Raw genomic sequence first — 12,701 nt, 5'->3', positions numbered from 1 at the left:
AGCAAGCTGGAGGATTCGCCTAGCGGCCTATGGCGCACGCCTGGAACGCGTGTTGGGTTAACGCCCTCGGGGGTTCAAATCCCCCATCCTCCGCCAATGAAAGGCCCGGAATCGTTGAGATTCCGGGCCTTTCGTCGTTTAACTGTTGGTGGATCTCGACCGGCTCGATCGCGGGTGCTGGCTCGATCACCGGCGCGGCAGCTTCCGTTACTGTTCCAACGCGTCAAGCCAGAACTGCAGGAACGCTGCGCCAGCAAAGTCATTGACAATGTCATCGCCCAGCTCAAGGTCTGCTGCAGTCTTGACGGGGTAGGGCTTGTCCGGGACGCCGTCGGCGGGGCGCACATCCACATGCTTGACGGGGTGGTCTTGGTGGTGCAGCCAGTCGGCCATGGCGTAATCGGTGCGGGAATCACCCACCGTGCGCCACGCTTGCGGCACAATGCCCTGTGCGGCAAGCAGTTCCACAGCGCGGCTGGCACCCAAATCCTTTCCCAGGCGAACAGATTCAATATCCGTGGAGATGATGGACGGATCCACCCGATAGTCGACCCGGCCCGTTGACGCCGGCGCCCGGTGCTCAAGCCTCACCGCACCCAGGTCGTGCTCAGCCAGCAGAGCCAGCGCATCGGCGTCGAACTTGGACTGCTGCGCCAAGTAGGAGCTGCTCTCAACCTCAATGTGCTGCTCCACGGACACCATGGCCCGCTTCGTCTCGTCAAAGAACATGTGTCCGGCGTAGGAACGACTGACGAGTTCCCTGATGGCGTCGCCAAACGCCGTGGGCATGGCCAGGGACTCATCCACATGCACGGGGCCGGGTCCGTCCTGGGTGAAGCTGAACCAGACGGCGCCTTTCTCGCAAATGGCGTGGACAACGGACCCCTCGGGCAGCCCGGCCTGGAGCATCGGCACCATCAGCTGCTCGGTGATAAAGGCATCGGAGCGGCCGGTGTTGAACACCACGGGTATGCCACGGTCCACCAGCTCAATCAGGCTCGCGATGATCTCCGGCGACACGCGGCGGGTCACCGGACTGGCCAGCGGCCCGTCCACATCGAGCAGCAGGGCTAGGGGCGGTTGCAAAAGTGTCATGCACCCATGTTCCCAGCACCGGCCGCCGAAGTGGCATTTTCGGTAACCATTTGGCAACACACCGTTACGCGAAATGGGGCGGAAGTTCCCATAGCGGCATGTAGTCCCTAGTCTGAATGAGTGATCTTCAAAGCAATTGGCGACAAACGCCCCTACCCGGACCACGGCTACGTGACGCCCAAGGACTGGGCAGGCGTTGCGCCGCGCCAGGTCAGGCTTGCGGACTTGGTCACCACCAAGGCGCAACTGGACCTTGCCGCGCTGTTGGCCGAAGACTCAACATTTTTTGGCGATTTGTTTCCACACGTCGTGCAATGGCGGGGCACGCTGTATCTGGAAGACGGATTGCACAGGGCTGTTCGCACCGCCTTGCACCAGCGCAGCGTCATGCATGCCCGGGTCCTGGTGATGGATGACTAGGCCGCTTGGGGACCCGTCTTCGGGTGTTCCCCCGGAGAAACCCGCTTTTCCACCCAGCGGCGTGAAACCGAGTGCTGGCAAGTACGACGGCGCGGTGCCCGGCGACGATGTGCTGCTGACAGTTCGGCAAAGGCGCCGCGCTGCCAAGGAAGCGCGCAGGCAGGCCAAGGACGCCGCCTATGATCAGCGCCAACAACGCAAGAGGAACAAGGACGGAACGTCGTGGAATGGCCGCCACATTGTTGATGAGCGGGGCCTGGCCACCACCTTTCCAGAACCGGAGACTCCGGAGTTTGATTCCTCCATGGTGCGCCGACGCATCACACACGGTGCGGTTCTGGTGCTGTTGCTGGCGCTGGTGGTTGCCGCGCTGGTACTGGCTGGAATGGTGCAGCGCGGGGAACTTGAACTGAAGTTCGGAAATGGAAAACCGGCAGCCGCACCCGTGACATGTCCCGTTGAAACCCTCAAACTGCCGGAAAACAAGGACGTCACTGTCAATGTTTTCAACGGAGGCAGCACTGAGGGGCAGGCAGGGAAGGTGGCTGAGGAGCTGAAAGCGCGTGGCTTCGTCATCGGTGTGGTGGAGAACCAGGCCACTGAATATGTTGCCCCCACCATAGTTGTTTCCGGCAAGGACGGACACGGTGCGGCATTGAGCATGCAGCGTAACTTCGCCAATTCCGAATACGTCCAGGACGACCGTAAAGACAGTACGGTGGACGTCATCGTGACCAGTAGTTTCAGCGGTCTCGTGGACGCTGCAGCGGTGAATACAGAACCCGGAGTGCTCTCCTGCCCGCGGCTCAGCCCGCCACCAAGCCCGCCACCGAGTGCCGTGCCCCCGCCTGCAAAGCCGGCCCCGCCTGCCGCGGGGTAACGCACCGCCCGCTGCGATCGGCGCAGCGAACCTCTGAAGCTAGTCCCGGGCGACCGGACGACCTTCGGCATCAAAGGACGCACCCACACCGGCTTGAATGAATCTGACGGCCGCGGCAATGTGTTCCTCGTCCGGGATGTCGGTGTTGCGCCGTGAAGCGCTCGCCGTCAATGAGCCGTGGATGAGTTGAACAAGCCCCTCCACATCCGCCTCGGGCAGGAAACGCTGGTCCATGCCGTCGCGCAGAATGCCCATCAGCAGCGAATTGAGTTCGCCCACGTGGACGCCCAACTTCGAGAACGACTCACTGGACAGCACCGACCGCATGGCAGGCCCGGGTGGCAGGTGGCGGCGGGTGAGGTCTTCCAGCTGGGCACGCACATACACGGAGAGCCGGTCCACCGGATTCTCCAAGCCGCCGAGCTTGGCCTTCAGTTCCGTGACAAATTTACCGGTTTCATCCAGGGCATAGGCCACCAGAAGCTGTTCCAGGTCGGCAAAATAGTTGTACACGGCGGTTCTACCCACCCCTGCCGTGCGGGCAACGTCTGTCATGGTCAGGCCGGGTAGGCCGTGGGTGAACAAAAGTTCACCAAAGGCGTTGAGGATTTTGCGCTGCGTCTGCTCGCGCTGCGCCGCGTTCGTTGGGGCGGCTATTCGTGGCATACGGCTATTTTAGCGTCATTACGTCAGTAAAAGTACACATGCTCTTTTTGTGCGCGGGTCACCGTTGCATGGCGGCACGGCGAAGCCGCAAAACGCGGACGACGGCGGCGCTGACGTGGCGCTCAAACGGCAGTTCCGCCGCGGTTATGGCAGAAGCAGAAAGGGCCTTGTCGATGCATTTGGTGACCAGTCGTTCAGGAATGTGCAGGTCGCGGCCAAAGCGCAGCCAGTCGGTGCGGATCAGGCCTGTTCGGCTGCCGGCACTGCCACCCACCGGAAGTGCCATGCCCGGATCACGTGAGGGATCTCCGTCGGGAAGATCGGTCACGATGCCACCGGGCACACCGGCGGCAAACCCTTGTTCAATTTCTGTGGCAAGCGTGCATTGGAGATCGTAGGCCGGGGCGACGAGCCATTCGCCGTTGGGCTGCTGAACCACTGAAATGTTCTTGGCATGCAGGTTGCCGTTGCCCGTCAGCCAGGCGAAAAGGAATTGCAGGTAGATGTTGCGGGCGGCCAGCGCCTTGGCCGAGCAAATGTTGATGGCCGCAGCAGCCACTGCTTCGCTGGGGACGGAGTATTTGCGGGCGGGCCCCAGACCCATCAACTGGGCACAATCCTCAACTGCCAACAGCCCGGTGGGGGACCGGTCAAACCGTGAGACGAGCAGCCCTGCGTGGCCTGCGGCGTCGTGCACCAAACGTGCTTGTGCCACTGGGATGGACAGGGCCCGGGCCTTGTTCAACAGCAGGAACTCCGCTTCAACCTGCCGCGCGTGGCCGGCGTCGTTGAACTTGAGGATGTAAGCGCGGGTGGGATCCTTGTCGTGGCGGTAGGAGGCGGTGACCTTGTCCTGCAAGCCAGCCAGTGCTGAAGGATCCACGGGTCCGGGGATGGTCGCATAGTCGGAGAAGTTGACGTTGTTCACGGTCTTGGCGATGGCCAACATGGCGGGCAGGGTCTGCGGCTTCTCGCCGGCGGGGACAATCTGGACGTCGCCCACGGGGTTTTCACCGGCGGCCAGCAGCAGTGAGAATTCGTCGGTGATGGTGGTTTTCGCAGCCCACCGCAGCTTGGCCAGCCGTTCGCCTTCCGGGAGCAGGCCGGAGAAAAATGCCGGTACACCGCCGTGGCCCAGCGTGACGGGAACGTCGAGGGTGGGCAACGTGGACGCTATTGGGGGGCCACCGCCACTGAGGTAACTGGGCAGATACGTAAAAACGACGCCCAAACTTGGATGGCGGGTCAGCGTCGCAGCCGCACGGCCCTTCTTATAGATCACTGCCTGGGCTACCGACTTTGCCTGGGCAAAATCCTTCACGACCCTTTGACTTTCAAACTCAAAGTCATGCCCAAGGCAGTGGCCACGGCTGTCAGGATGTCCAAGCGCACCGTTTCCCGCCCATTTTCCAAGTCGCTCAGGACGCGAGTGGAAATGTCCGCCAAGTCCGCCGTTTCGCTCTGTGTAAGGTTGAGCGTCTTGCGGCGCGAGCGCAGTACGGCCCCCAGTTCGGCAACGTTCATGGTTTTTGCCTTCCGCGGAGCTTGCAGCAACTTTTTGACGGGCAGCAGGGGTGCTGCGTGGCTCCATCTTATGCCCGCCAACTCCAATTTCGACACGATCATGCAGAATATCTGCTGTGCTGTCAGCAGGCTGGCACGCCAAGGGCTGGAAATTACAGCGTCAAGGCAACCACCCCACGTTCGCTAATGTTGAACAGTGAGCATCTACTTAGCAAAAAGACCATGGGCCGGCCGCATTGGGGCCCTGCTGGGCATCATGGTCATGGCCGTGAGTTTGCGCTCAGCAGTGTCGGTGGTGCCGCCACTGCTGAACGAACTGCGCGGCGAACTTGGCTTCGACGCCAACACCATTGGGCTGCTAGCCATGCTCCCACCGCTCGTTTTTGCCATTTTTGGGCTCCTGACCCCCGTACTGATACGCCGTTTCAGCCTCGAAAAGGTGCTGGTGGCCGCCGTCGTGCTGGCTCTGGTGGGGCAGCTGCTCCGTGTCACCACCGACCAGGTCTGGCCCTTTTTGGGGTTGACCGCCGTCATCATGGCCGGCTACGGAATCGGCAACGTGGTGCTTCCGCCGCTCGTGAAAAAGTACTTCCCCGACCGCGTGGGGCTGGTGACCGCCGGGTACGTCACACTCCTGGCGGTGGGCACGGCCATCAGCCCGCAGCTTGCTGTGCCGGTCGCGGAGGCCACCAATTGGCGCGTTTCCATGGGCATGTGGGCATCGGTCAGTTTGCTCGTCCTGCTGCCGTGGATCATGCAATTCCTGCGAGACCGCAGCCAGAAGAACGACGTCGGCCACCTCCCAGGGCAGGCACCCCACCCCGGGCAGGTGGTGGGGAAGGGCGCAACCCCAAAACTGCGGCCCTGGCGCTCACCCGTGGCGTGGGGATTGGCGATCTTCCTCGCTGGCAACTCGGCGCAAACATACGTGTATTTCACGTGGCTGCCTCCCTACCTCTCGGGAGAGGGCGTCGATACGGCGGCGGCAGGGTCGGCGCTGGCGTACTTTGCCATTCTGGGACTGCCGGTGAGCCTGCTTGTGCCGTTGTGGGTGCCACGGCTGAAGAATCCCATCATCGCCGTGTGTGTTTTCGCCGTTTTCTGGGCTACCGGGCACCTTGGCCTGTACCTGGCCCCGCTGGACGGAACATGGTTGTGGGTGACGTTTGCCGGGCTCGGCCAAGGCACGTTCGCCATGGCCCTGCTCATGGTGAACCTGCGCTCGCGGACCACGCATGGATCCGCGGTATTGTCCGGGTTCAGCCAGGGCCTGGGCTATGCGGGTGCTGGCATTGCCCCGTTGTTCTTTGGCACTTTGCATGATGTCACCGGTTCCTGGACCGCGTCCTTCGCAACGTTGGGGGCCTGTCTGTTGGTGATGCTGACCGGAGCGGTGATGATCAACGCCAAGCGGTACATTGAAGACTCCGCTGCAGTTCCCGCGGCGCCCCCGGTGACAGACTACGTAGTTGAGCTCAAGGAGCAGTGAACGCATGAAACCCAGGATTTTGCTCACGGCACCCATCCCCGAGCCGGGCATGAAGTTGTTGTACGACGCCGGTGAGGTCACCTTGCTGCCCGAGGTTCCGGACACTGCCGAACTGAAAGCGTTGTGTGCCAGCGGCGATTTTGACGTGCTGCTCTCACGGCTGGGGGACACTGTGGATGCCGATTTACTGGCGGCGGCCAAGGTGCGCGGAGTCTCAAACTATGCGGTGGGGTTCAACAACATCGATGTGGAGGCGGCCACCAAGCATGGAATCCTGGTGGGAAACACCCCTGGTGTGCTCACTGATGCCACCGCGGATGTTGCCATGCTGCTCATACTTGGCACAGCTCGGCGCGTGGTTGAGGCAGACACCTTGGTGCGCTCGGGACAGTTTGCCGGGTGGAACCCGGAGCTGCTGATGGGCGCCGATGTGTCCGGGCAGGTGCTGGGCCTGGCCGGCTTCGGCAGGATTGGCCGGGCCACGGCCCGCCGGGCGTTGGCGTTTGGCATGGACGTTGTCTTCTCGCCGCGGCCCCCGCAGGAGCGGTTTGTTTCCGCTGATGAATTAGGCGAGTTTGCCGGCAAGGTCAGGCAGCTGCCGTGGGACGAAGTGGTGGCGCAGGCGGATTTCCTGTCCATCCACGTACCTCTGAATGATCAGACGCGGCACCTGGTGGACGCGGCGGTGCTGAACGCCATGAAACCCTCGGCCTTCCTCGTGAACACTTCGCGGGGCCCGGTGGTTGACGAGGCCGCCCTGGTCACGGCGCTTCGCGAAGGCGTGATTGCCGGGGCCGGACTGGATGTTTATGAGAATGAACCGGAGTTGGCGTCCGGGCTGACCGAACTGCCCAACACCGTGCTGCTGCCGCACATTGGCAGCGCAACCGTTCCTGTGCGCGGAAAGATGGCTGTGCTGGCGGCCAGAAATGCCATCGCCATCGGCAAGGGGGAAATGCCGGAATTTGCGGTCAACCCGGAAGCATTCCGCGGCGCCGAATAACGCGGACGTAGGCTCGGGCCGGTGCCGGCGACCGGCCCGGCCGTGCGGGAAGGCACCTGGCCGGGCACCCGGCGTCGTACTAGAAGCTGGAGGAACTGCCTGAACCGGAGAAGCTGCCGCCGCTGGAACCGTATCCGCTGCTGCTGCCTCCTGAACTGGAGCTGCTGCGTGAGGTGTCGACCTGTTGGCGGGCAGTGGTGTAGCCGTGGTTGAAGGAATGCACCGAGTAGAACATGTTCCAGCCGTAAACGGATCCCAAGATGGTGGACCTGCCCAGTTGCGCGTCATTCCTGCGGTTGAGGTCCATGGTGTCGCGCATGTGCTGCTTCTCAGAACTCGTTTTGGCGTACTTGTTGATCATGAGCTCTGAATGCTGCTGCAACATGCCCGTCAATTCGGCGCGAATGTCCCGGAGCTGGTCTAGGGCGACTTCGGGAGAGATGAGCTCCGATTGGAAATCGGCGGCCAACTGTTGGAGGCTCTGAGTCCTTTGGGCGTGAAGTGAGGCCAGGGACGTGGTCGTGGGCATTCCCTGAGCTTCGGGTTGCGAGATCAACGCCGGGAGCTGGTTCAGGTCGTTGAACAAGGCCTGGGACTGTCTGTCCCAGGCGCCTTCCCAGCCGGCAAACCTGTTGAGTAGGGTGTTGGTGTCTGCAATGACGTCGTCAAGATCGTCCAGCTCCGTTGCAAGATCGGCATATTTGCCAACCAGTTTGACGTTGGCGCCCTTGGAGAGTTCCTTCTGAGTGAGCGAGTGAACCTGCTGATTCAGAGTGCTGGCTTCATGGTAGCGAGTGCTAAAGTCGCGGTACTTTTCCAGCACCAGAGCTCCGTAGGTGGACGATTCAGGGATAGTTTTTGCGTTAAGCTCGGTGACATCCAAGGCAAAGCTCACGCTGGAGTATGCGGTGTCCCCACGCTTGAGATGCTCGGTGGCCTTCTTGCGGTTATTGGACCGCACTACGGCACGGGCGCCGAAACCCAGGAGGGCGACGCCGCCGGCGATGCTTGCGGTGATGATGAAGCCCAAGGAGAGGTACCACGGCTGGTTAATCAGAGAGGCCCCCTTTTTTACTCCCGCAATAGTTCCATCCGTCCACTGGGCTTCGACAAAGAGTTTCTTTGCGGCGTCCTGAATGGCTTCGCGTTTTTGTAGTGACACCTTTCGGTCCTCGCCCATGTAAGTGCCCACCTGACGGCCCACTGGATCGAAGGCAAAAATGAACAAGCCATCCGCCCACTTCTGTCCGTCGGCGCTGATCCATTCCGGATGGTTGACACGTGCGTAGCGCAGGACTTCTTCGTTGAAGTTGTCGCTTTTCGTTCCGTTGCGGGTGTAGACGGCCACTTTGGTGGGCTTGTGAAAGTTGATCTTTTCCAGGGCCGGCAGTAGCTGTGGCTGATACAGCACCCCTGCGGTGTCCTCAATAACCACCTCGGTCGGTGTAGCTGCGGTAGCTGCGGGAGCGATTCCCACAATGGCCATGATTGTCAGGGCGAGAATTCCCAGAAACTTCTTCACTGTTCCCCATTTCCGTAGCAGCGTTGACCTACGACTCTACCGGCGCGGGTCAATCACAGTCAGTCGCCGGAGGAAAAAGGCATGATGGAAACAGGCACACTGGCTAGTGCGTCGATGCAGGCGGGCAGTATTTTGGCCGCTCGATTCGAGGTGGGCCCCCAACTCCCAACTTTTTTGGGAGTTGGGAGTTCAGGGTCCTGAAAGCAGCTGGGTCGCCTGATGACAGCAGGGTGATCCAGTAATTCGCCGCTGTGGTGACAATGGCTAGAGTTGGTGGGGAGAAGTGACCGGCCCCCATTTGGAGACAGGAAGCAATGACAAAGAAAAACAAGCGCAGCAGCAAGGGCGCGATCCGTGGCACCTCCGTCGGCGCGCTGCGGGCTGAGCGGGCCATCGGTGCGGTCACCAAGGGCTTTGTCGACTGGTGCGAACAAGCTCAGGACTTCCCCGCTGACACAGCACTTCTGTTGCTGGAACCGGTCAAAGCCGTTGCCGGGCTCTACTTTGAGTCCACGCCGTCAGCGGACGTGACCAGTTTTGAGCCGATTCCCTTCGGGCACGCTTTTTCGCAGCTGATGGAGGGCGTGGAGGGACAGGATGAGGAAGAACTGGACTTCATCTTTGAATCCGTGCACCTGTACATCGAATTCCTCGCCGACACCGGCGCCTGGACAGGCCCGGAAGAACACCTCCTTGCCGTTCACGCCTTGTTCCATGCGGAGTCGGAGGAATCAGGGATGCCGCAGATCATTGCCCCTGAACTGACCCCGGCGCAGGAACTGGAAGGCCTGGCCGGAACGGAACTGGCCCGGCGCATGGAGGCGCTGCTGCGCTGGTTGGGAACCGGGAAGGATGTCACCTCGACAGGCGCTTTGCGGCTAAAGGACATTGAGGGTGCTGCGGCGGCAATAGGTGTCCGCGCCAAGGGTGTAAAGCCGTCAGCCAAGTACCAGCCCGAAGCGCTCCTCGCCGGTGAGCCTGCTCCGGATGTTGCAGTCCGCAGCGTCAAGTCCATGCATGAGGAACCCAAGCTGGCACTCTTCTGGGCAGCGTTGGAAGTGGCAGGCCTCATGGATGTAGGCGCAACGCGAGCCTGGCCGACGCCGTGGGCGGACAGCTTTCTGGAGCAGCCGGATCTTGAAGGACTCGAGGTGCTGCGTGAATTCACTGCGGCATTTGTGGCCTTGTCCATGCAAACTGGTGAAGTCTGGGACCCGGCCTTGATTGAGGCAGCTTCCGTCAAAACCGCCATTTTGGTGGCTGCGACCACTGACACCCCGCCGCAGATGGAGAGCATTGACACGCTGCTGACCGTCGGCGTCGGACCTCTTGAGGACAAGCTCACCGGGGAGGTTGTGCGGGCGGACTTGGAGTACTTGGCTGAGTTGGGTGTCGTCACACTGGGGGCGCGGGTGGAAGTGCCGCCAGCGTTGGTGGCCTGCATGGCGGTGGCGCTCGCCGACGCTTTTAACGATGAAAATGATGACGAAGACGACTTTGACCCCTTCGAGGCCAGCACCGCACGGGCCGCAACGCTCAAACCCAACCCCAAAGCGCCGATCCTGCAGCTGAAGATCTCCATCAAGCAGGCCAGCCCACCCATTTGGCGCAGGCTGCTGGTGCGCTCAGACCTGTCGTTGGGACAGCTGCACCGCATCATTCAGGCCTCCTTTGAATGGTTGGACTACCACCTGCATGAGTTCCGTGTGGGCGGCTATCCGGGCACTGTATATGGGGTGGCGGGAGCCGGAAATCATTTTGAGGATCCGCCCCTGGATGAGGCCGCAACCGCCATCGGGGACCTGCTGGCCGCCGAGCGCGACACCATCGCCTACACCTATGACTTTGGCGACGATTGGGAGCACAGCATTGCGGTGGAGAAGGTTCTTCCCGCCGATGCCAGTGTGCCGGCTGTGCGTTGCACCGGTGGTCGCGGCCGTGGCCCTGCAGAAGACAGCGGCGGAGTGTGGGGATGGTCAGGGATCGTTGAGGCCGTCAACAATCCCGCGCACGAGGAACACCTGGAATACCGGGACTGGTTGGGCATGGTTCCCGGAGAGCACTTGGATCCCAAGGAGTTCATCAAGGACGATCTGAATGAGGACCTGATCCGCCTCTTCTGACCCACGGAGGCGTACGCCGTTTCCCACGCACGACGCCGGGGCGTTGCCTTCCAGCGGCAGCTCACGTTTCGCTTGACGAGAGTGATGAATCTGGAAGTGTGGTGCTCAAATGACGATGTTGCTGCCAAAGCCAATCTGGGCGGATGCAACGGCAATGTCGGCGAGGATGGCGGGGGAGTTCAGTGGCACTGACAGCTCGGGTGCCGGCGGGAACACGTCCGTGGACCATATCGCTATGACATCGTGTCCTCCGATGATGGCTGATGGGGCGATGAGCCCGCCAAGGTTGGGCCATGCGGCGTGGATGGCGCGCGCCCAAGCCTGTGTACGGGCCTTTTCCTGGAAGACCACTTGCGCTGAGCCGCCTGCCTTCAGCAGCCATTCCCCTGTGAGGTCCGCCAGAAGCAATTCCTGTCGCGTTTGGAAGGCGGTGATGTAGGGGGCATTTGAATCCACATCGACGAAACGGGTGAGCTGAAATGATTCAGCAAGGCAGGTGGGCACATCGCAACCAAGATAGGCTGCGCCGAGTGGGCCATGCTCACCTTGCGGCAGTGGATGCGGATCCCACCGCGCAGTGGGCAGCGGACCCCACGTCCGGACTTGGTCCCACGGCAGCGCGTGGAGAGAATCGGTCTGGTGGATTCGCCACAAAACCGTTCTCAGGGGAAGTGTCCTTGTTTCGATGCCCAGTGCTCGCAACTCATCGATGGCAGGCGGATACTGGTCCACCATCAGAAACCGAATGAGATGTCGTTGGCGATTGAAACAACCGGATCCGGGTCACCGCCGGACTCCAGCCACTCTTTCGCCGAAGATGCTTCCCCGTCAATGACCAAGTCCGGCTGTGGTGTTTGAAAGAAGCCTGCAATGGTTTGCGGGTGTGCGTCACGAGGGAGGGCGGCAAGGACAGCAGATAGACCCGGCAGGGCTTGGCCCGTGTCGGCTGCAAATTGCCACAGGGGGAAGTGCAGCTTCCCATGTCGCTCATATGAATAGAGCCTTCCCGCGGACTTGTAATGCCTGATTGTCGACGAGGACAACTTAAGTTTCCGTGCCAGTTCCTGGGCTGTCAGGGCAGCTGAGTCCGATGCCAGGACAGACACGATATTCTTGGCGGCGGCAGCGGCCACATCAGCTTTTGCGGCATTGATGCCAGCGTTGGAATCCCAGAATGAGCGGTCCCGCGCCGAGAGGCTGACCGTTCCGGAGGCCCGCATCTGATCGTCGAGGGCCTCGGTGAGGTCAGCTTCGGTAAAAGAGGGGCCGCGGGCCGCGATCCAGTCAGCAACCGAGCCCCCGCCCGGCGTCCCCTTCCGGTTGGCCTTGATTTCCTGCACATCCATGGCGTCCAAACCTCCTAATGCACAGTTTATGCCACCGTTGACAACTGTGGAAGGGCTCGAGTGCCCCCGTCGGCATCGCTTTTGCCGCGACTAGCGGTTGCCTCTGATTGCCGTGTGTGTGGGTGTCAGAGCCGAAGGTTTGCGTACGGCAATTGGCCGAATTCTTCCTTGAACGCCAGAAGATGGGCTTTCTCAACGTGTTCCGGGTCGGCATCGTCGATGATCTTCCACCCGATGCGAAGCTGTGAAGGGTCCTGAATCTGCCAAATGAGCCGGCCACCCCAGTGTCCAATCGGTTCTCCTTGACCGAACCTGAGGTACTCACCGACCCTCTTGCGCAGGCCTCGGTTGGCTTTGGAGCCTAATCCCGCTTTCCCGAGGTACAGGAGTTGGACTCCGGGGATTAGCCGCGACATGGCCTTGGCACGCGAAACGCTTGGGTTCTTCTTCTTGAACCAGCCACCAACACTCATCTCGGCCACCGGCGGCAGTCCATCCCCGTCCCAAACGACAGCATAGATTCCAGGTTCTGGAGGAATGTCTTGAAGGGTCAAATCGCAGATCCGAATGAAACCCTCAAAGCCTTGTGCTCGAAGTCCTTCTATGCTGGCTAATTCGTCCTGGAGGCTGAGT

General features: G+C 61.2%; 13 protein-coding genes and 1 tRNA gene. 6 read left to right on the top strand and 8 right to left on the bottom strand.

The genetic code is table 11. The features are described from left to right. Nucleotides 1-8: 8 nt before the first annotated feature. Nucleotides 9-96: transfer RNA gene (locus Q4P21_RS14280), tRNA-Ser, on the top strand. A gap of 111 nt (nucleotides 97-207) precedes the next feature. On the opposite strand, the gene Q4P21_RS14275 is transcribed toward Q4P21_RS14280, so the two are convergent. Next, a complete protein-coding gene (locus tag Q4P21_RS14275) occupies nucleotides 208-1,095 on the bottom strand; it encodes a hypothetical protein (protein WP_303389408.1) in 888 nt (295 codons plus the stop codon). A gap of 120 nt (nucleotides 1,096-1,215) precedes the next feature. Between Q4P21_RS14275 and Q4P21_RS14270 the strand changes: the two genes are divergently transcribed. Next, on the top strand, nucleotides 1,216-1,515 hold the full coding sequence (locus Q4P21_RS14270) for a type II toxin-antitoxin system VapB family antitoxin (protein ID WP_207343393.1): 300 nt from the start codon (nucleotides 1,216-1,218) through the stop codon (nucleotides 1,513-1,515). A gap of 61 nt (nucleotides 1,516-1,576) precedes the next feature. Beyond that, nucleotides 1,577-2,395: a LytR C-terminal domain-containing protein gene (locus Q4P21_RS14265; RefSeq protein WP_303389407.1), complete on the top strand. Its 819-nt coding sequence runs from the start codon at nucleotides 1,577-1,579 to the stop codon at nucleotides 2,393-2,395. A gap of 39 nt (nucleotides 2,396-2,434) precedes the next feature. On the opposite strand, the gene Q4P21_RS14260 is transcribed toward Q4P21_RS14265, so the two are convergent. From Q4P21_RS14260 to Q4P21_RS14250, 3 genes are read right to left on the bottom strand one after another with little or no spacing between them, the layout of a single operon-like run. After that, entirely contained in the window at nucleotides 2,435-3,061 is a 627-nt protein-coding gene (locus Q4P21_RS14260) for a TetR/AcrR family transcriptional regulator (RefSeq protein WP_303389406.1), read from the bottom strand. A gap of 58 nt (nucleotides 3,062-3,119) precedes the next feature. Beyond that, the gene (locus Q4P21_RS14255; protein WP_303389405.1) at nucleotides 3,120-4,382 is read right to left on the bottom strand and encodes a type II toxin-antitoxin system HipA family toxin; all 1,263 of its coding nucleotides are present in this window, start codon (nucleotides 4,380-4,382) and stop codon (nucleotides 3,120-3,122) included. Beyond that, nucleotides 4,379-4,585: a helix-turn-helix domain-containing protein gene (locus Q4P21_RS14250; protein WP_303389404.1), complete on the bottom strand. Its 207-nt coding sequence runs from the start codon at nucleotides 4,583-4,585 to the stop codon at nucleotides 4,379-4,381. The genes Q4P21_RS14255 and Q4P21_RS14250 overlap by 4 nt, the downstream gene beginning before the upstream one ends. A 196-nt stretch (nucleotides 4,586-4,781) precedes the next feature. Between Q4P21_RS14250 and Q4P21_RS14245 the strand changes: the two genes are divergently transcribed. Both Q4P21_RS14245 and Q4P21_RS14240 read left to right on the top strand, forming a co-directional pair. After that, nucleotides 4,782-6,074 carry a CynX/NimT family MFS transporter gene (locus Q4P21_RS14245; protein ID WP_303389403.1) on the top strand — a complete coding sequence of 431 codons (1,293 nt, stop codon included), beginning with the start codon at nucleotides 4,782-4,784 and terminating at the stop codon, nucleotides 6,072-6,074. Between the two features lie 4 nt (nucleotides 6,075-6,078). Next, nucleotides 6,079-7,077: a D-glycerate dehydrogenase gene (locus Q4P21_RS14240; protein WP_303389402.1), complete on the top strand. Its 999-nt coding sequence runs from the start codon at nucleotides 6,079-6,081 to the stop codon at nucleotides 7,075-7,077. A 79-nt stretch (nucleotides 7,078-7,156) separates the two neighbouring features. On the opposite strand, the gene Q4P21_RS14235 is transcribed toward Q4P21_RS14240, so the two are convergent. Continuing rightward, nucleotides 7,157-8,599 (bottom strand): DUF5129 domain-containing protein, encoded by a 1,443-nt coding sequence (locus Q4P21_RS14235; RefSeq protein WP_303389401.1) that lies wholly within the window; start codon nucleotides 8,597-8,599, stop codon nucleotides 7,157-7,159. A 314-nt stretch (nucleotides 8,600-8,913) separates the two neighbouring features. On the opposite strand from Q4P21_RS14235, the gene Q4P21_RS14230 reads away from it, so the two are divergent. After that, a complete protein-coding gene (locus Q4P21_RS14230; protein ID WP_303389400.1) occupies nucleotides 8,914-10,722 on the top strand; it encodes a plasmid pRiA4b ORF-3 family protein in 1,809 nt (602 codons plus the stop codon). A 105-nt stretch (nucleotides 10,723-10,827) separates the two neighbouring features. Here the strand turns inward: Q4P21_RS14230 and Q4P21_RS14225 are convergent, their stop codons facing one another. From Q4P21_RS14225 to Q4P21_RS14215, 3 genes are all read right to left on the bottom strand, one after another. Continuing rightward, on the bottom strand, nucleotides 10,828-11,457 hold the full coding sequence (locus Q4P21_RS14225) for an RES family NAD+ phosphorylase (RefSeq protein ID WP_303389399.1): 630 nt from the start codon (nucleotides 11,455-11,457) through the stop codon (nucleotides 10,828-10,830). Then, entirely contained in the window at nucleotides 11,457-12,068 is a 612-nt protein-coding gene (locus Q4P21_RS14220; RefSeq protein ID WP_303389398.1) for a hypothetical protein, read from the bottom strand. Before Q4P21_RS14220 ends, Q4P21_RS14225 begins: the two co-directional genes overlap by 1 nt. A 125-nt stretch (nucleotides 12,069-12,193) precedes the next feature. Beyond that, a partial coding sequence (locus Q4P21_RS14215; RefSeq protein ID WP_303389397.1) for a hypothetical protein occupies nucleotides 12,194-12,701 on the bottom strand: 508 nt, incomplete at its 5' end.

Origin of the sequence: Arthrobacter sp. (assembly GCF_030540645.1) — a bacterium.
Lineage (GTDB): Bacteria > Actinomycetota > Actinomycetes > Actinomycetales > Micrococcaceae > Specibacter.
The sequence above is the reverse complement of the archived record's forward strand: the minus strand, read 5'-3'. Positions and strand labels throughout refer to the sequence as shown.